General features: G+C 37.7%; 19 protein-coding genes and 1 other annotated feature. Of the genes, 11 read left to right on the forward strand and 8 right to left on the reverse strand.

The features are described from left to right. Window positions 1–146: 146 nt before the first annotated feature. Window positions 147–512, forward strand: coding sequence for a YisL family protein (locus ACVWXS_RS02855; RefSeq protein WP_402983663.1), 366 nt, complete (start codon window positions 147–149; stop codon window positions 510–512). Window positions 513–777: 265 nt separating this feature from the next. Then, on the forward strand, window positions 778–2,277 hold the full coding sequence (locus ACVWXS_RS02860) for an alpha-amylase family glycosyl hydrolase (protein ID WP_456955907.1): 1,500 nt from the start codon (window positions 778–780) through the stop codon (window positions 2,275–2,277). A 54-nt stretch (window positions 2,278–2,331) separates the two neighbouring features. Here ACVWXS_RS02860 and ACVWXS_RS02865 read toward each other — a convergent pair whose 3' ends face one another. Both ACVWXS_RS02865 and ACVWXS_RS02870 read right to left on the reverse strand, forming a co-directional pair. Next, complete coding sequence (locus ACVWXS_RS02865; protein WP_456955909.1) at window positions 2,332–3,189, reverse strand: DegV family protein; 858 nt, start codon at window positions 3,187–3,189, stop codon at window positions 2,332–2,334. Between the two features lie 265 nt (window positions 3,190–3,454). Then, entirely contained in the window at window positions 3,455–4,264 is an 810-nt protein-coding gene (locus ACVWXS_RS02870) for a Cof-type HAD-IIB family hydrolase (RefSeq protein ID WP_456955911.1), read from the reverse strand. A 121-nt stretch (window positions 4,265–4,385) separates the two neighbouring features. Here ACVWXS_RS02870 and ACVWXS_RS02875 point away from each other — a divergent pair, with 121 nt between their 5' ends. Both ACVWXS_RS02875 and ACVWXS_RS02880 read left to right on the forward strand, forming a co-directional pair. Next, window positions 4,386–5,150 carry a prolyl oligopeptidase family serine peptidase gene (locus ACVWXS_RS02875; protein WP_456955913.1) on the forward strand — a complete coding sequence of 255 codons (765 nt, stop codon included), beginning with the start codon at window positions 4,386–4,388 and terminating at the stop codon, window positions 5,148–5,150. Between the two features lie 53 nt (window positions 5,151–5,203). Then, on the forward strand, window positions 5,204–5,512 hold the full coding sequence (locus ACVWXS_RS02880; protein ID WP_374963746.1) for a metal-sulfur cluster assembly factor: 309 nt from the start codon (window positions 5,204–5,206) through the stop codon (window positions 5,510–5,512). A 97-nt stretch (window positions 5,513–5,609) separates the two neighbouring features. Here ACVWXS_RS02880 and ACVWXS_RS02885 read toward each other — a convergent pair whose 3' ends face one another. After that, the gene (locus tag ACVWXS_RS02885) at window positions 5,610–5,732 is read right to left on the reverse strand and encodes a hypothetical protein (protein WP_456955915.1); all 123 of its coding nucleotides are present in this window, start codon (window positions 5,730–5,732) and stop codon (window positions 5,610–5,612) included. Between the two features lie 412 nt (window positions 5,733–6,144). On the opposite strand from ACVWXS_RS02885, the gene ACVWXS_RS02890 reads away from it, so the two are divergent. Beyond that, a complete protein-coding gene (locus ACVWXS_RS02890; RefSeq protein ID WP_456955917.1) occupies window positions 6,145–6,312 on the forward strand; it encodes a hypothetical protein in 168 nt (55 codons plus the stop codon). 45 nt (window positions 6,313–6,357) lie between these two features. Here the strand turns inward: ACVWXS_RS02890 and ACVWXS_RS02895 are convergent, their stop codons facing one another. Further along, window positions 6,358–7,044 (reverse strand): Crp/Fnr family transcriptional regulator, encoded by a 687-nt coding sequence (locus ACVWXS_RS02895; protein WP_456955919.1) that lies wholly within the window; start codon window positions 7,042–7,044, stop codon window positions 6,358–6,360. A 271-nt stretch (window positions 7,045–7,315) separates the two neighbouring features. Here ACVWXS_RS02895 and ACVWXS_RS02900 point away from each other — a divergent pair, with 271 nt between their 5' ends. Then, window positions 7,316–9,442, forward strand: a complete 2,127-nt coding sequence (locus ACVWXS_RS02900; RefSeq protein WP_456955921.1) for an ATP-dependent Clp protease ATP-binding subunit — start codon at window positions 7,316–7,318, stop codon at window positions 9,440–9,442. A 51-nt stretch (window positions 9,443–9,493) separates the two neighbouring features. Here the strand turns inward: ACVWXS_RS02900 and ACVWXS_RS02905 are convergent, their stop codons facing one another. After that, window positions 9,494–9,688, reverse strand: a complete 195-nt coding sequence (locus tag ACVWXS_RS02905) for a YjzD family protein (RefSeq protein ID WP_068983461.1) — start codon at window positions 9,686–9,688, stop codon at window positions 9,494–9,496. Window positions 9,689–10,814: 1,126 nt separating this feature from the next. On the opposite strand from ACVWXS_RS02905, the gene ACVWXS_RS02910 reads away from it, so the two are divergent. Together ACVWXS_RS02910 and fabF are read left to right on the forward strand one after the other, a co-directional pair. Next, complete coding sequence (locus ACVWXS_RS02910) at window positions 10,815–11,753, forward strand: beta-ketoacyl-ACP synthase III (protein WP_402983686.1); 939 nt, start codon at window positions 10,815–10,817, stop codon at window positions 11,751–11,753. A gap of 30 nt (window positions 11,754–11,783) precedes the next feature. Next, a complete protein-coding gene (gene fabF / locus ACVWXS_RS02915; protein ID WP_423470727.1) occupies window positions 11,784–13,025 on the forward strand; it encodes a beta-ketoacyl-ACP synthase II in 1,242 nt (413 codons plus the stop codon). A gap of 86 nt (window positions 13,026–13,111) precedes the next feature. On the opposite strand, the gene ACVWXS_RS02920 is transcribed toward fabF, so the two are convergent. Together ACVWXS_RS02920 and trpS are read right to left on the reverse strand one after the other, a co-directional pair. After that, complete coding sequence (locus ACVWXS_RS02920; RefSeq protein ID WP_456955924.1) at window positions 13,112–13,315, reverse strand: hypothetical protein; 204 nt, start codon at window positions 13,313–13,315, stop codon at window positions 13,112–13,114. Between the two features lie 733 nt (window positions 13,316–14,048). Further along, entirely contained in the window at window positions 14,049–15,038 is a 990-nt protein-coding gene (gene trpS, locus ACVWXS_RS02925; protein WP_402983688.1) for a tryptophan--tRNA ligase, read from the reverse strand. A gap of 123 nt (window positions 15,039–15,161) precedes the next feature. Beyond that, window positions 15,162–15,395, reverse strand: a binding site (T-box leader). 528 nt (window positions 15,396–15,923) lie between these two features. Between trpS and spxA the strand changes: the two genes are divergently transcribed. Further along, window positions 15,924–16,319: a transcriptional regulator SpxA gene (gene spxA, locus ACVWXS_RS02930; protein ID WP_068983509.1), complete on the forward strand. Its 396-nt coding sequence runs from the start codon at window positions 15,924–15,926 to the stop codon at window positions 16,317–16,319. Window positions 16,320–16,753: 434 nt separating this feature from the next. Then, window positions 16,754–17,422 (forward strand): adaptor protein MecA, encoded by a 669-nt coding sequence (mecA, locus tag ACVWXS_RS02935; protein WP_368636983.1) that lies wholly within the window; start codon window positions 16,754–16,756, stop codon window positions 17,420–17,422. Between the two features lie 167 nt (window positions 17,423–17,589). Here mecA and ACVWXS_RS02940 read toward each other — a convergent pair whose 3' ends face one another. Further along, complete coding sequence (locus ACVWXS_RS02940; RefSeq protein ID WP_456955926.1) at window positions 17,590–17,742, reverse strand: hypothetical protein; 153 nt, start codon at window positions 17,740–17,742, stop codon at window positions 17,590–17,592. A gap of 277 nt (window positions 17,743–18,019) precedes the next feature. Here ACVWXS_RS02940 and ACVWXS_RS02945 point away from each other — a divergent pair, with 277 nt between their 5' ends. Further along, on the forward strand, window positions 18,020–19,141 hold the full coding sequence (locus ACVWXS_RS02945) for a competence protein CoiA (RefSeq protein ID WP_368636982.1): 1,122 nt from the start codon (window positions 18,020–18,022) through the stop codon (window positions 19,139–19,141). Window positions 19,142–19,158: the final 17 nt, after the last annotated feature.

Raw genomic sequence — 19,158 nt, forward strand, 5'->3', positions numbered from 1 at the left:
GTGGCAAATCGACTTTTTCAGTGCCCTAAGTCAATACTCCGCGGATTTTTAAGTTTATTCTGTGAACACTATTGTAATGTTTGAAACCCTTTCCAACACATGGTAGGATAGAGTTTGATAGAAAAAGAATATGAGGTGGGACAATAATGAGTTTTTTAACTAGCCAAACGCATTTGCATATTACTACTTGGGTAGTAGCTATCGTAATCTTTTTGATTGCAGCATTAATGGGCAAGAATTCAAAAGGCTTACATATGACATTACGTTTATTCTACGTTTTAATTATCATCACTGGTGGAGCACTCTTCTTCAAGTATCAAGCTGGAGATCCAATGATGTACGGTATGAAATTCTTATTTGGTATTTTAGTTATTGGTATGATGGAAATGGTATTAGTTCGTCAAAAGAAAAACAAACCAACAGGCATGTTTTGGGCGTTATTTGCTGTATTCCTTTTCATCACAATGTTCTTGGGCTTCAAACTGCCAATGTTTATTAATTTCTTAGCATAATTGCTCGTAAAGGTCGTGAAGATTTCGCTTCACGACTTTTATTTTTTAGAAAGGCGGATAACGCTCGGGTAGTTAGGAGAACAACTCAGGTATCCGGAAAATCGACTCATGCAAAGCACATGACTGCCCAGGCGCTGAGTTCAACCGCTTCACGTAGCCGATGAATCGATCAAAAGGAGAAGTTGACACCTTTTTGCCGTAATTTATTTTGCATTTTCGGAAAATATTTTTAAATAATAGCGACGTCACTGTTTTATTTGGTAAAATGACGAAGGATTGGTTTGAAAGAGAGGGAATAAAAGTGAAATTCAAGAAGTGGATAAGTGCGACGGCTGCATCGCTTTTACTAGCAACTTCATTGGTGAGCACTATACCAGTTGCACATGCTGATGAAGCATCAACAAGAACAATTGCAGAAGAAAGCATCTATGATTTACTAGTTGACCGTTTCTTTAATAGTTCGGGCACTAACGATTTTGATACAAATACGCAAGACCCTACGAAATTTGCTGGAGGCGATTTTGCAGGTCTAAAAGATAAACTGAAATATATCGGAGAGATGGGCTTTACAATTGTTTCCATTGGACCGGTTTTTGCTACTGAGAAATATGATGGCTCGATGCCAACTAGCTACTCTACGATCGAGCGTCATTTTGGGACAAGTAAAGAGTTTCAAAGTGTTGTTGAGGCTTATAAAGCAAAAAATATGTCGATCATGGTGGATTTTCCACTTAACAATGTAAGTCCAAATCATGAGTGGGCAAAGGATCCAGCGAAAAAGGATTGGATTGCTTCAAGCAAAAATGGACAAGTACAGTGGGATTTAAAAAACAAAGATGTACAAGAAGCACTTATTAAATCAGCAACGGACTTTGTCTCTACATATGATATTGGTGGGGTTCGTCTAACAAATATTGCGGATGCCGATACAGAGTTTATTAATGCAATGATCGCGGCATTAAAGGATACGAAAAAGTCACTCTATGTCATTTCTAATGAAGAAAGTGATGCCGATTTTGATGCAAGCTTCTCACCAGCGACAGCTGATATTTACCGTAATATATTTAAAACTGTTGATAAGGATTCTTCAAAATTGATGGAGCCATTTACAGATGAGAAACCAACTCAGATTATGGTGGATTCGTTAGAAACGCGTCGTTTTACATTTGATTCTGCAACTGAAAATATGTTCCCACCGACACGTATAAAAATGGCGATGGGTGCATTATTCATGATGCCGGGAATTCCAGTTGTGCAATATGGTACAGAAATTGCGATGAACGGAGAGGCAAAGCCAGATACACATCAACTCTTCAACTTTAAAACAGATGAAGAATTAATCAACTATATTAAACATGTCCAATCTTTACGTAATCAATCTGCTACATTACGTAAAGGTGATTTTGAAGTTCTCAAAAATGAAGATGGCCTACTTGTATTTACACGTACATCCGATGAAGAAAAATGGGTCATCATGATTAACAATACTAGTAAAACACAACGCTTTGATTTAACACCAGAACAGATTGGTGAAGATAAAATGCTAAATGGTATTTTAGTAGAAGAAAAAGTTCGTATTAATGAAAAAGACGTTTATCCAGTTATTTTAAACCGCGAAATGGTAGAAATTTACCAAGTTAAAAATGATGAAGGCTTCAATGTTCCATATATGGTCGCATTAGGATTAGTATGGTTAATATTCATAGGATTTGTAGTTGTTATTATTAAACGAGGTAGAGTACGACGCCAGGAGCAAGATGCTTAAAATAAATGATAAAGCCCCCTCTACACTTGAATTTAAGTGTGGAGGGGGTTTTTGTTAAGCTTGATCGCTTTTATTCGTAAAAAAGATGGCAATTGTACCTGGTCCAACGTGGGAGCCAATCGCAGAGCCAATCATTGTTACTTGGATGGCTTTTGGAGAAAATCTTTCTTGAATAGAAGCCTTTACATCGTTGGCAAGGTCCACATCATCGCTATGGCTAATACCTACAATTTTCTCTGAGAAGTTACCACCGCGCTCCTGCATCAATTCTAACATGCGAGCGATGGCTTTTTTACGTCCACGTGACTTTTCGATGGGCACAAGCTTACCATCTTCTACATTTAAAATAGGTTTTATACTTAGAAGCCCACCAAGAAATGCGCTTGTTTTTGATAAACGTCCGCCTTTAGCGAGGTAATCTAAATCCTCAACTGTAAATATGTGCTCCATTTGTAGGGCAAGGGCAGTAATTGTTGTTGCGATTTCCTCTAACGAAGTACCTGTACTTCGAAGTCGGACTGCTTCCTCGACTACTAGACCAAAACCTAATGAAATACATTTAGAATCGATGATCGCTAATTTTAGTGATGGATATTGCTCTTGTACTTGATTGCGAATCATGACCGCAGTATTATAGGTACCTGATAATTCCGATGAAAGGGCAATATAGATGCCTTCCTCTTCATTTTTTGCTAGATTTTCAAAATGCTTGAGAAAAAGCTCTGGTGATACTTGGGATGTTTTTGGGCGAGCACCTTGACGAATAGCATCGTAAATTTCTTTGGAATCAATTGCAATGACATCATCATAGTCATTATTGTTCAATTCCACTCGTAGTGGAAGAAGCTCAATATTGTGTTCTTCGTAGTAAGACTTCGGTAGATCACATCCACTATCAGTAAAAATCTTCATCATTTGTCCCCCTAATTTAACATTCTTTTAACTCTGTATAAGGAGTTTTTAAATACCTATACAACATAACAAGTAAACGAGTGTCGAGCTTTCCATTCTATGTTTCTTTAAAATAATGTTATATAGATAAATAATCCTATCGAGTTTCAGTATCGTTGCAACAGTAGAAATTTATAACTTTATTCAGTAAGTACTCAGGATAAAGGGTACTACTGAATAAAGTTAAATGTAAAAAATGGAATGTTAATTTGAACTTACTACTTAACTAGGATAATTTCAAGCGATCGATGAGTATTTTAGCGATTCCATCGTCATTATTTGTTGTGGTAATCTCATTGGCAATATTTTTTAAAGTAGGAATACCGTTACCCATTGCAACACCTAATCCAGCATATTCAATCATTTCTAAATCATTGTCCTCATCACCAAATGCAATGATACGTTCCCGTGGGATACCTAAATCCTTTGCTACATGAGCGATTCCCACTGCTTTATTTAAGCCACGGCGAACAATCTCAATAATGTGAAATGGCGCACCCCAGCGACGATGTTCAATGACCTCTGCATGAACAGCATGTAAATGATCACGAATAATCATTGAATTCATTTCATTCGCTTGAATCAGTAAACTAGTTGGGTTGTCTAATAAATGGACATATAGATCCCCTGAGGTAATTTTTGGATTTCCCATATTAAATATATTTAATATCCGTTCATCCTCTGTATGCACGTAAATATCATCCTTAACCTCCGCAATAATATTTTCGTATTCATAGCTATTAATGGAATCGACGACATCATGCACAATACTTAAATCTATAGGTGTGTGCTTATGGTGCCAAGAAGCATTTTTAGGGTGATGCACATATGCTCCATTGAAATTTACAATGGGTGTTGTCAGGTCAAGCTCCTTGTAGTATATATCGCTTGCACGATAAGGACGACCTGTTGCAATCATCACTTGATGACCTTGTTCCTTTGCCTGCAATAATGTATTTTTAGTTTTTGTTGAAATTTGTTGTTGGTCCGTTAATAATGTACCATCTAAGTCTAAAACGATTAAATGTGGTTTCATAACTCATTGCCCCTTTCCTATAGTTTGAATAGTATCTCTTTGCCCATCATTCGTCAAAATTTTGTCACAATGGAAAAAGTTTGCTAACATTAAGTTGAGACACAAGTAGGGAGTGACAAAGATGATTGTTGAGAAAGAAATGTGGGGGGATATTCCTTTATTACATATACATACTGAAAATATGAATGAAGAAACCCCAGTAGTAATTTTCTTACATGGCTTTATGAGTGCAAAAGAACATAACTTACATTATGCATATCAATTAGTAGGTAAAGGGGTGCGTGTCCTATTACCAGATGCAAAATTACATGGTGACCGTAGTGAAGACCTATCTGAGATGCAAATGAATTTGCAATTTTGGGATATTGTTTTAAATTCTATTCATGAAGTTGAACAATTATATAATGAATTAAAGAATAAACAATTATTAGTGAATGATAAAATTGGCGTAGCTGGTACATCAATGGGCGGAATTGTGACGTCGGGCTGCTTAAAGCTTTATGATTGGATTAAAACAGCAGCAGTATGTATGGGTGCACCAGGTTTTATTAAATTAGGTGAATATCAATTACAGCAACTCGCGAATGATGGTGTTAACTGGTCAATGTCCGAAGAAGAGGTACAGCAAATAAATGAGCTTCTAGCTAAATATGATATCAGTCTAACACCAGAAAAATTTGCAGGACGGCCTGTACTATTTTGGCATGGGGAATTAGATAAAACTGTACCTTTTAAAGATACCTATCATTTTTATTTAACTTTATGCCAATACTATGAAGCAAATCCGGAAGACTTGAAATTTTTAGCTAATAAAAAAGCAGGTCATGCTGTATCACGCGACGGTATGTTAGTTGCAACTGAATGGCTTGCAGAGCATTTGGCATAATAAGATGCATCTGCTATGATTAAGTTAACACTGTGATGGAAGGAGAAATACAGATGGATCAAGATATGAAAGACAGCATGTTCGGTGCATTAGAAAATGTAATTGACCCTGAGCTTGGTATTGATATCGTCAACTTAGGTTTAGTATATGATGTAGATTTAGATGAAGAAGGTGTTGCAACGGTTACTATGACACTAACTTCAATGGGCTGCCCACTTGGACCTGTTATTGTTGATCAAGTAAATACAGCATTAGGTGAGCTTCCAGAAGTAAAAAGTTCAAATGTTAATATTGTATGGAATCCACCGTGGTCAAAAGATAGAATGTCACGCTATGCAAAAATGGCATTAGGTGTACGATAAGTCTGCTTAAAGCACAACAAAAAATCCCCGCTCGCAACAGTGAGCGGGGATTTGTGCTGTCGAAAAACTATTATGTCAATGAAATTAAGATGTCATATTAAAAGTATGGCTCTTCTGCAAAACGAGAGGTTGATTTCCGTTCCGACTGGGCGCTTTGTTGCTGACGCTTCGCTTTCGCACAGAGCAGAGCTTCCTGGGGGCGTCCGATGAGCCGCTTCACTCGCGTTGCTCGCTCCAGGGTCTCGGGCCTACACGATGTAGGTCACGAAGGCGTTATCACAGGACGTGATGCTCTTAGCCTTCGTTCCTCTATCGCTAATCCCCAAGGAGTCGCCCAGCCTCCACTCAACAACTTCTCTTAGTATGTATCTTCTGGCATGTTACTTTTAATTTATAGCTATAAAACGAAACTTCAGTAATGTTTTTATGTGCGAAAGCGGAGCGTCAGTAAGATTAGGTGTACAATAGCATTACTGTTATAAGATTCTTCTGTTTGATTATGGATAAGTTTCCATAGCGTTCACTTTTGAAATACAAAAATTTATAAAAGTTCTACACTATTGCTGATTGGAGTGGAAGGCTACTCGACTCCCGTGGGAAAGCGAGACAGGCGAGACCCTGGGGCCAACACGATGTTGGTCACGAAGGCATTGTCACAGGACGTGACGCACTTAGCCTTCGTTCCTTTAGCGGAGGAAGCGGCTCGACGCTCGCCCACAGGAAAGCGAGTAGCCTGGAACGGAAATCCCCCACATTTAAAGATTATAATATTCACAATGATTTACTTGACCATTATATGAAATCCCCGCTTATAACTCATAAGCAGGGATTTTTTGTGTAGCGTATTAATCGATACGACATATTTGTAACGGACAATTTTCACAAGCAATTTCATCCTTTAAAATTTGGACGTCGTGAACTGTTATATAACCTTTTTCAAAGGAAAGAATATTTTGCTTCTTTAAATCATTGAGCATGCGATTGATCATCTCTCTACTCGTCGCACATAAATTAGCGATTTCAGTATTTGTTAACGGGAAATCAATAAAAATATTGCCATTTTCTAAAGGCTTACCATAAGTATTTGTAAGACGGATAAGCGTTGAAAATAAAGCACCTTTTTTACCGTTTAAAACTAAATCACGCAAACGACTTTGATGCTTTAAATTTTCTATTTGCAACCACTTCATATATTCCACCATTAAATTAGGTTGTTCTACTAATAAAAGTTCCAATGATTTACGGCTTAGAACATATAAACTAGAGGGTTCTAATATTTTAGCGGTCATGGAATGATACGTCAAGTTACAAAACAAAGAGCCTTCACCAATAATACTATTCGGACCACAAATTCGAATTGTTAATTCCTTCCCGTTCTCAGTTTCCTGACTAATCGAGATAGCTCCAGTTTTAATATAATATATTTCTTTCGCACGTTCGCCTTCTAAAAAAATTTTATGATCCTTATTCACTTTCGTAAAAACACCGTGCTTTTGGAAAAGATCGTGAAATTGCTCTTGTATTTTATCCATTATAACCATATCTCCAACACATCGCTTTCTTTTTGTAATAAATGGCTGTTTACTACAAAAGGATGGTGAATAATTTCGATACTAAATCTAAGAAACATACTTTTATTATAGCTTAACTTTTCAGTTAGAAGTGAAGGAATTTTAGAGCTTATTCTTTGCTTAGGTTTGTCGTATGTTGTAAAATAAAGTTAGTCAAAAAAGGTCAAACATTTTTCGTGAACAAGAATGGTAAACGGGATTCCGCTAACATTATTGAAAAGGAGTGCTAATTATGCAATTTCAACAAACAGATAATAAAAAACCATTAGAGCAATTTGGACGTAATTTAATTGAAGAAGTTAAAAACGGAAAAATGGACCCGGTTATCGGTCGTGATGAAGAAATTCGTAATGTTATTCGTATTTTAACGCGTAAAACGAAAAATAATCCTGTCTTAATCGGTGAGCCAGGCGTCGGTAAAACAGCAATTGTAGAAGGGTTAGCTCAACGTATTGTAAAAGGGGATGTACCCGAGGGATTAAAAGATTGCGTATTATACGAGCTTGATATGAGTGCTTTAATAGCAGGTGCAAGTTATCGAGGTCAATTTGAAGAACGCTTAAAAGGTGTACTTAAAGAAGTGAAGGAATCTGAAGGGCGTATCATTTTATTTATTGATGAAATTCATACAATTGTTGGTGCAGGTAAAACGGATGGTGCAATGGATGCTGGGAATATGTTAAAGCCAATGCTTGCACGAGGTGAGTTACATTGTATCGGTGCTACAACATTAGATGAATACCGTATGTATATTGAAAAAGATCCTGCTTTAGAGCGTCGTTTTCAACAAGTGCTTGTGCGGGAGCCATCTATTGAGGATACAGTTTCTATTTTACGTGGCTTAAAAGAGCGCTTTGAATTACATCATGCAGTACGTATTCATGACCGTGCTATCGTAGCGGCAGCAGAGCTTTCGAACCGCTATATTACAGAGCGCTTCTTGCCTGATAAAGCCATTGATTTAATCGATGAAGCATGTGCCATGATTCGAACAGAGATTGATTCTATGCCACAGGAATTGGATGCAGTAACACGCCGTATTATGCAGCTCGAAATTGAGGAACAAGCATTGCGTAAAGAAAAGGATGAGGCAAGTAAAAAGCGTCTCGAGCAATTAAGTGAGGAATTAACAAAGTTAAAAGATTCCTCAGAAGGCATGCGGAAACAATGGGAAAGCGAAAAAGCAGCGTTACACGGCATTCAGAAAAAACGAGAAACGCTTAATAAATATCGTCGTGACTTAGATGAAGCAGAAAGTAAATATGATTTAAATAAAGCAGCCGAACTACGTCATGGGAAAATTCCTACTCTTGAAAAGGATATACAAGAGATGGAGAAACAATTAGAGAATGGCATAGAATCACGTATTTTACGTGAAGAGGTAACAGCTGATGAAATCGCATCTATTGTTTCACGTTGGACAGGAATACCTGTAACAAAATTAGTGGAGGGAGAGCGTGAAAAATTATTGCGCTTAAAAGATACATTGCATGAGCGAGTAGTTGGACAAGATAATGCTGTACAACTTGTCACTGAAGCAGTATGGCGCGCTCGAGCTGGTATTAAAGATCCGCATCGACCAATTGGTAGCTTTTTATTCTTAGGACCAACTGGTGTTGGTAAAACAGAGCTTGCCAAGGCATTAGCGGCACAGCTGTTTGACTCCGAGGATCATTTTATTCGCATTGATATGAGTGAATATATGGAGAAACATAGCGTATCACGTCTTGTAGGGGCACCTCCAGGTTATGTTGGTTATGAGGAAGGTGGACAATTAACGGAAGCTGTTCGCCGTAATCCATATTCAGTTGTATTACTAGATGAAATTGAAAAGGCACACCCAGATGTCGCGAATATTTTACTACAAATTTTAGATGATGGACGCATTACCGATAGTCAAGGTCGTATGGTCAATTTCACGAACACAGTGGTTATTTTAACCTCTAACATTGGCTCAAGCTATTTGATGGAAGCAAAAGAAGACGATGGAGCAGTTGAGGATTTAGTGATGGCTGCACTGCGACAGCACTTTAAACCAGAGCTGTTAAATCGTATGGATGATATTATTATGTTCCATGCATTATCAGGTGAGCACTTTACAGCGATTGCTTGGAAATATGTCGAACAGCTTATAAAACGAGTTGCAGAGCAAGATATTACTTTACAAGTAGAACAAGATGTAATTGATTGGGTTGTAGAACAAGGAGCGGATGCTCAGTTTGGCGCAAGACCATTAAAACGCTTCGTACAACGTTATATTGAAACGGCAGTTGCAAAGGAATTGCTACGTGGTGAAGTATTACCAGGAGAAACATTGCATATTAGAATGCATGACGGTCAATGTGTTGTTGAAAAATAACAAGAAAAAACCTGTTTCGCACGATGCGGAACAGGTTTTTTCTTGTTTGAATTAATGATGATCTGCAGCTTCTGGAGTTGGCTCGTTTGGAATGACTGCACCAATAATGAAAATAAGAATTGAGAATGCAACTGATAAGATTGCACCCGTTTGGAAATCAAATGGTACGCCAAGTACAGAGCTTACTACGTAGTTTAACATTGAAACTAGTAGGAATGACCATATGAATGTTACGATATATTGCATTAATTTCACCTCAACCGAACTTTTTATCATAAGTTTTACTACATATTCATTATCATATCATAACATAAATCGAAAATAAAAGAACCTTTTCTGTGAAACATGTCGATTTTGTCACAACGTTAACCCGTTTTGATATTTAATATCAAGTGTGTTGATTAACCATTTTTATTTATCCTAATTAGAAGGCTCTGATTTCCGCTACGGGCTACTCGCTTTGTTGCTGCCGCTTCGCTTTCGCACAGATAAAACATTTGTTGCTGCCGCTTCGCTTTCGCGCAGAAAACATCCGCTCCGTGCAGGGTCTCGTCTGTCTCGCTTTCCCGCGGGAGTCGAGTAGCCCTACGCTACAATCAGTTAAAATGGGAATATATTAGCAAAATAGCAACAAAAAAATCTTTTTATCGCTCAATAATAATCCTATTTTTTCCTAATTAACACGCCTGATTTAATATGAAACTTTTATTACGTATTATTCGTATTATAACTAGACAATTCGAATTGATAGAACTGAAAAAAGGGAGAAATAAATTTTGAACTATTGAACGAAACAATTACTTTTTGTGATTTACATGATTACCATTGCGGATGCGTATTATTCAACGTTGTTTATTGAACCAAAAACACCACCGCAACACCAGACGATTAAAGCTTCAGCCATTACGTTGGCACAACTACGGTAGCACACCTAACAAAAAGAAACGTACAACACGTCGTTTGAAGCCTTCTGTGCTACAACCTATTAAGCGATTTCTTCAGAGCACTAAGAGTTCCAAAGAAAACGCAATCCTTAACAACCTGTTAGAGAATAGATTGGATGTAGGCCGACCAATGCGAGAGCCACCTTCCATCTTTTTACGATATCGACTTTTGCGTTGTTGATCATATATGTTAGCAATGTTGGTAAAAGCTGCAGATTTATGTGCAGCTTTTTTTTATTATCCGCCATTATTAAATTTTTCAGCCTCACGTTATGGTGATGAGCCAAAATTGTATATATCACTAAAATCCTTGATATTGCTAGCTTTAAGACGGTTATTTCAAATCATCTTGCACCATTCCTTCATTATGAGTTATAATTATGACCAGTTACTAATAATTGATAGTAAGAAAGCGGAGGGGTTGCTTTATGAACGCTGGTATTATAGGAATAGGCAAATACGTTCCGGAGAAGGTCGTTACAAATTTTGATTTAGAAAAAATTATGGACACTTCGGATGAATGGATTCGAACTCGTACGGGGATTGAAGAGCGTCATTTTGCTGCAGATGACCAAGAAACTTCAGATTTAGCAGTAGCTGCAGCAAAAGAGGCTATTGCAAATGCGGGTATTACGCCAGAGGAAATAGGCTTAATTCTTGTAGCAACTGTAACACAAGATCAAAACTTTCCAAGTGTAGCATGTATGGTTCAGGAACAAATTGGAGCAGTTAATGCAGCTGCGATGGACCAAGCAGCTGCTTGTGCAGGATTTATATATAGTTTAGTGACAGCAAAGCAATTTGTAGAAGCAAATGCTTATAAATATGTCTTAGTAGTAGGTGTTGAAAAGCTGTCGAAGGTACTTGATTGGGAAGATCGCAATACGGCAGTGTTATTCGGTGACGGTGCAAGTGCAGCAATTGTTGGTCCAGTATCAGAAGGTAGAGGTATTTTATCATTTGAGCTTGGAGCTGATGGTACAGGTGGGAAGCATTTGTCTTTAACACAGCAGGACACAATCGCTATGAATGGCCGTGAAGTATTTAAGTTTGCAGTACGTCAAATGGGTGAATCTGCAGTAACTGTGTTAGATAAAGCAGGTTTAACAAAAGATGACGTAGATTTTTTAGTGCCGCATCAGGCGAATATTCGAATTATGGAATCAGCTCGTGAGCGTCTAGAGCTGCCACCAGAAAAAATGTCAAAAACGATTCACAAATATGGTAATACGTCAGCAGCGTCTATTGGTATTTCCTTGGTAGATGAGCTTGAAGCAGGTAAGATAAAAGATGATGATTTATTAGTACTTGTTGGATTTGGCGGTGGCTTAACATGGGGCGCTGTTGCAATGAGATGGGGAAAATAATAACTAAAAATGCTTGAGGGGAGTAATACAATGAGTAAACGACGAGTAGTAATTACAGGAATTGGCGCAGTTACACCACTAGGAAATAGCATCGAAGAAACATGGGCTAATATTAAAGCTGGAAAATCTGGTATTGGCGAGTTAACACGTTTAGATAAAGATCAATTCGCAGCAAAAATTGCCGCTGAAGTAAAAGACTTTGATATTGAAAAGTATATCGAACGTAAAGAAGCTCGCAAAATGGATCGCTTTACACATTATGCCTTAGCAGCGTCCATCATGGCGATGGAAGACGCACAACTAACTATCGATGAAGAGCTAGCACCACGCGCAGGTGTATGGATTGGTTCGGGTATCGGTGGTATGGAAACATATGAACAACAATTTAAAACATTCCAAGAACGTGGCGCAAGACGTGTCAGTCCATTCTTCATTCCAATGATGATTCCTGATATGGCTTCAGGCCAAGTATCAATTCACCTTGGTGCAAAAGGCATTAACTCTTGCTCGGTAACTGCTTGTGCTTCAGGTACAAATTCAATTGGTGATGCTTTTAAAGTAGTTGAACGTGGTGATGCAGATGTCATGATTACTGGCGGTGCTGAGTCACCAATCGTTACAATGGCAGTGGCAGGCTTCTGTGCAAATACTGCTTTATCTTTAAATACAGATCCACAAACAGCTTGTCGTCCATTCGATAAAAATCGCGATGGTTTTATTATCGGGGAGGGTGCAGGTATTGTCGTTCTAGAAGAGTATGAGCACGCAAAAGCACGTGGGGCAAAAATCTATGCAGAAGTTCTTGGCTATGGTTCAACAGGTGATGCTCATCATATTACAGCTCCAGCTCCAGAAGGAGAAGGTGCTGCACGCGCAATGTTACAAGCATTAGCTGATGGCGGTCTAGAGCCTTCACAAGTTGACTATATTAATGCACATGGAACAAGTACGCCATATAATGATCTTTTTGAAACACAAGCTGTAAAAACTGCCTTTGGTGAACATGCTTATAAACTTGCAATGAGTTCTACAAAATCAATGACAGGTCATTTATTAGGTGCAGCTGGTGGGGTTGAAGCTATTTTCACAGCTCTAGCACTGAAAGAAGGCATTTTACCACCAACAATGAATTTAACAGATCCAGATCCAGAATGTGATTTAGATTATGTACCAAATGAAGCTCGTGAGGCAGATATTAAATATGCTATGAGTAACTCGCTTGGTTTTGGTGGACACAATGCTAGTCTTCTATTCAAAAAAATCGAGGAATAAATAAAATAACACTTTAAACAGTGGGGGATCTTCATCTCCCACTGTTTATTTGTCTTCACCAATCGGGGCAGTTAATTAAAGTGTCATCATATTAAATAAAGTAAGTCTCTTCTGCAAAATGAGGGGTTGATTTCCGTTCCGACTGGGCGCTTTTTAGCTGTCGCTTTGCTTTCGCTACAGAAAACATTTGTTGCTGTCGCTTCGCTTTCGCACAGATAAAACATTTGCCGCTGACGCTTCGCTTTCGCGCAGAGCAGAGCTTCCTGGGGGCGTCCGATGAGCCGCTTCACTCGGCGGGGCTCGCTCCAGGGTCTCGGGCCTACACGATGTAGGTCACGAAGGCGTTATCACAGGACGTGATGCTCTTAGCCTTCGTTCCTCTATTGCTAATCCCCAAGGAGTCACCCAGTCTCCACTCCAATCAACCGCTCTGTAGCAAAATGCCTTTATATGCGAAAACATACGGTAACAAAAGATGTACAATTGCTTGACTGCAATAAGTCAATTCTGTTTGAGTATGGTAAGTAGACATAGCATTCACTTTATTAATGGTAAAATTTATTTCGCATTAACGGACAGTAATTTTATTGACTTAGTTTTTCAACAACATAAAAAACGTCAGCCCAATTTTTACGTGGCTGACGTCTTTTTTTATAGTTTTGTGAATAGATGATAAGTAAGAAGAAATAGAAAGGATGCCCTTAACATGTTCCGACTCTTTTTATTTTTAATATGCTACGGCCTATTGATTCTCTCATTAGGGAATCTCATATTGTATTTGAATTATCGGACACTCGGATATTCCTGGATAGTTGTTTTTAAATTCATGGTGCATACAACAGAATTTTATATGGCAATTGGATCAGCCATTGTGTTATGTGCTATTGTTTTTGATCTTGGTTTTGAAAAAACGCTAGACATAAAAGATAAAATGTGACTCTTCTCTTACTCTCTTTTTGGCCAAGCTCTTACAATCAATTTCGCCAAAGCTACAACATTTGGAGGGATCAATTCCGTTTTCTTTTAGCGACGTGCACGACCAAGGCCCATTGCTTCTTCCATGCGTTTTAATGTAGCGCTAGCAATAGCGTTTGCCTTTTCAGCACCTTCATCTAAAATAGTATCTAATTCTGAGGATTCTACTAAATTGTAGAACTTCTCTTGAATTGGTGTAAGGTGATCAATAACTGCTGCTGCAACACCTTGCTTGAAACCACCATAGCCAACGCCTTCGTATTTTTTAACAAGATCGTCAATAGATACGCCTGAAATGGCAGACTCGATTGTTAGTAAATTAGAAACACCAGGTTTATTTTCCACATCAAATGCCACAATACCATCAGAGTCAGTAACCGCTGATTTAATTTTTTTCTCAATATCTTTCGCTGAATCTAAAAGCTTAATTGTAGCTTTTGTATTTGGATCTGATTTACTCATTTTCTTTGTTGGCTCTTGAAGTGATTTAATACGAGCTCCTGCTTTTGGTAATTGAATTTCAGGAATCGTTAATACATCACCATAACGTTTGTTGAAGCGTTCTGCAAGATCACGAGTAAGCTCAATATGCTGTTTCTGGTCATCACCAACAGGAACAATGTTTGTGTTATACAAAAGGATATCTGCTGCCATTAGTGGTGGATAGGTTAAAAGAGCTGCAGAAACACTTTCTTTACCATGAGATTTATCCTTGAACTGTGTCATACGTTCAAGCTCACCAATCGATGCTACACATTGTAACATCCAGCCTGCCTGTGCATGAGCTGGCACTTCTGATTGAATAAATAATGTAGATTTTTTAGGGTCGATGCCAGTAGCAATATACGTAGCTGCTAGGTTGCGAATATTTTGACGTAATTCTTTTGGATCTTGAGCCACTGTTATTGCATGCTGATCGACGATACAATACACAGCATCTCCTTCATCTTGTAAGGCAGGGAATTGCTTAAAAGCACCTAAATAGTTCCCTAAAGTTACAATACCCGTTGGCTGTACGCCTGAAAAAATAGTTGTCATTGTCATTTCCTCCTTGAATTTGTCACCTCAGTGGCAGTCATTTGTCTGTTACATAAGTACCCATCCGAGGCATATTCGATATCCAAAATAAAAAACATCATGCGTCCTCATTAGTTTTTCTAATGAAGGGACGAATGATGTTTGAATCCGCGGTACCACCCAGCTTGCCTAAAACGGCCACTTTGCTTCGTAACGTGAAGGGACGAGCTTTGCTAATAGACGCAAGTAAGGATACTTAGTCGTTCACAAAGCTAACTCAGAAGTCCATTCCATATGCTTACACGATCTGTTTGCAGCAACCACAGACTCTCTAAACGTGCAAATTGCATATGTACTACTCTTCGTCAGCGTTTTTTATCTAATACAATAACTGTCTAGATAGCGAAGTGAATTCGCAAAAGACATTATTGATTTGTTGCAAAGAATTATATTATAAAGGCTCGGTGGATTGCAAGTGTGTAAAGTCAGACTTTTGGCGGTGTTTTTTTTCGAAAAAAGCTTATATGCTATTTTTACTGTTCTTTTGTGTTAGAAAAGCAACCAATTTTAGTAAATATATGTCTAGATTTGTACACACTGAATTGACATTATTCTCGTTTAAGATTTTTAAATGAGAACAAGAGCCATTCATTAAAGGGTGTTTAAAATGCGCTGAGAATGGGAATATTAGTAGTAGCACATTAGCCATGCAATGAAGGAACTACTTTGCATGATGTGTAAATATAGACAGAATATTTAGTGATAAAGTTATTCTTTTTTTTATTGGGACTATATTCAAATACAATGGAGTACTGTATAATGGGTATGTAGATTTACATTACATTAATTCTAATTTAACACACTGGTCTATAGATAATGATTAAATGGAAAGGATGTGTCAGTATGATAGTAACTTTATTTACATCACCAAGTTGTACGTCTTGCCGAAAAGCGAAAGCATGGTTAGAGGAACATGAAATCCCATATACAGAACGTAATATATTTTCCGAACCGTTAAGCATTCGTGAAATAAAAGAAATTTTACGTATGACAGAGGATGGTACGGATGAAATTATTTCAACTCGCTCGAAGATTTTCCAAAAATTAAATGTTGATGTTGAAAGTTTACCATTACAACGCTTGTATGAATTAATTCAAGAGTATCCAGGTTTATTACGTCGTCCAATTATTTTAGATGAGAAACGACTACAGGTTGGTTACAACGAGGATGAAATTCGTCGTTTCCTACCTCGTAAGGTTCGGGCTTATCAATTACAAGAAGCACAGCGCATGGTGAACTAATAATTCCGTATTCTGCATAATATAAATATTAGGTGTTACAAATGCAACAAGCATATTGTGACATCTATTTTTTTATGTTTTACTTATGTAAAACCATCTATATAAAGTATAATAATTAGTAGGGAAAAGTCATATATTTCCGTAAAAGTATGTTAAACTTGATTTAAATTTAATAGTTTACTACAATTTCAATAATTCAAATATCTTCTGTGAAACGGTGTATATCCTTTTCATTTTATGACAGAACAGCATACAATAGAATTAGAGGCAACTGTGGACAATTATTTTTGATTTCGGTTGCTCTATGGTTTTACTGTAGTGTGGTCAAAGGTTGAAAAACAAAATGGAGTATGAGGTTAAAAACAATGAATAATAGCATACTAATGGAACAAAACTGTTTTTCGACAAATGACAGTGAAGGGAGATGAGGTCTAGTGGACATCGAACGTGTAAACGAAAATACACTCAAGCTCTTTATTACGTACAATGATATAGAGGATCGCGGCTATAGTCGTGAAGAAATTTGGTACAATCGAGCAAAGGGTGAACAACTTTTTTGGGATATGATTGATGAAGTAAACACGGAGGATTATTTTGATGTAGAGGGTCCGATTTGGATTCATATCAATGCGTCTGAAGTAGGCTTGGAAATCATTGTCACACGTGCACATATTTTAAAAGACGGTGAATCCTTAGATGGTCAGTCACATTTTGATGAACACAAAGATATGTTTGGCCCATTCGACGACGTTGGAGAGGATCTTCTCAGTCAACTAACTCAATTTGGTGACATAGATGAGTCAGAATTATTTATGGATACAGACATTTATGTTTATAAATTTAAAGACATTGATGAGTTAATCCCTGTAGCGAAACGCATGACAGATGAATTAGTGGATTCCTCATTATTTAAATATGAAGGTTGGTACTACTTAGTAGTAGACTTTGCGAACGCAGATGATGACTTAAATCGCCACGATAGAAATGCAGTCATTAAAGAATTTTTAATACCATCGAATTTCACAATCCATCGCCTAGAGGAATATGGCGAAAAAATTATGGAGTTTAATTGCTTTGAAACAGTACGAAAATATTTTATTTAAACCAATTTCCCTCTGATTCAGAGGCATAGACTGTAAACAAACTTGATGAGATTCAAGATTGTTTACAGTCTTTTTATTTTAATATTTGTTTAGATAACAATACAATTTATGATGAAGCTCCGATACTCCTGCTGAAATAGAAGAACTCAGGCTAAGAGCTTCACATCCTATGAAAACGCCTGAGTGACCAACGGCGTGTTGTTGCCGCTGACGCTACGTTGGCACTGCGCTTTCGCACAAAAAACATCTGCCGCGGCCGCTTCGCTTTTGCGCAGATAAAACCATGTTGCTGTCGCTACGTTAACACTACGCTTTCGCACAGACAAAACCGTGTTGTTGCTGACGCTACGTTGGCACTGCGCTTTCGCGCAAAAACATCTGCCGCTGCCGCTTCGCTTTCGCGCAAAAACATCTGCCGCGGCCGCTTCGCTTTCGCGCAAAAACATCTGCTGGCCTAATAGCTCTGGCCGATTCCGGACGCCATTATGCCGAGGCATGATTGATAAGGTGGCATTTTTAAAATTTCAAGAAAAAGCCGTTATTTATTTGTTGCTATAAAAACACTCCTTTACAATTAGTCAAAAAGGAGATGATTTTATGCTTAGTGCTTATAATGAGCAACAGCAGCTTTTTCTCCCATATCAATATTCAAGGGAAGCTTTACAACAGTCTAGGCAACAGATGAAATTTTATTGTCCCCAATGCCTACAGCCTGTCCAATTAAAGATAGGTAAATATAATATTCCTCATTTTGCTCATATTGCTAATAAGAGCTGTGTACAGTTATTTTCAGAGGGTGAATCAAAACTGCATTATCAAGGAAAAATTCAATTATTTGAATGGCTGAGAAAACTCGGGCATACAGTAAAGTTGGAGCCTTATTTACCGAAGCTTTCACAGCGACCAGATTTGCTTTTGATAAAAGAGCAACAGCAAATTGCTATTGAATTTCAATGTAGTGCAATTTCTCATGAAAAGTGGCTATTACGTACATCCGGATATGAGAAAAATTCTATACAGCCATTGTGGCTTTTTCAAACACCTCAAAGACAATCCACACAAGGTATACAAAAGATTTTTATTTCTCCCATTATGCAAAAAATGATTACTACTACAGCGCAAGGCTTATCTTATTTAGTGAGCTATGATGCAAAGACATCGAGATTTATTTATTGGACGAATCTTCTTCATGTTCATGGGCATACTTTTATAGGCAAAGTACAGGAATTAGCTATTCACAAGCAACATTTTCCATTTTATCAGCCTACATCAATAACGAAAGAGGAATTTCGTCTTTATTGGCAGCTTTATAAAAAGCATTGTAAGCAATTCGTGTATCAGCGATTAATACATAGTAAAAAAGGGGCGCGAGATTCATTTTTACGATGTAGTTACGAGTTGCGCTTGTCTTTAACGGCAATGCCTGATTACGTAGGTGTTCCTGTGAAAGATGCGGAAGCGATTCCATTATTTCCTATTGAGTGGCAAACGATTTTACATTATTTTTGTCGAGGTTTGCAATTACTACCTCATGAGATGGATGAGAGAGATATTCGATTATTTTTACGCCAACAAAATGTAGAGATTACAGATCGTGCAGTACAGGCCATTAAAAATTATGGAATAGTGATAGCGAAAAGTTATCAAAAAAATGATTGTTTTCCGGATATTTGTGAGCAAGTGTACGCACATTTATTTGCAATTGCCACAATATACTGAGAAAATATGAGAGTATA

This window comes from Lysinibacillus sp. TE18511 (assembly GCF_054062295.1).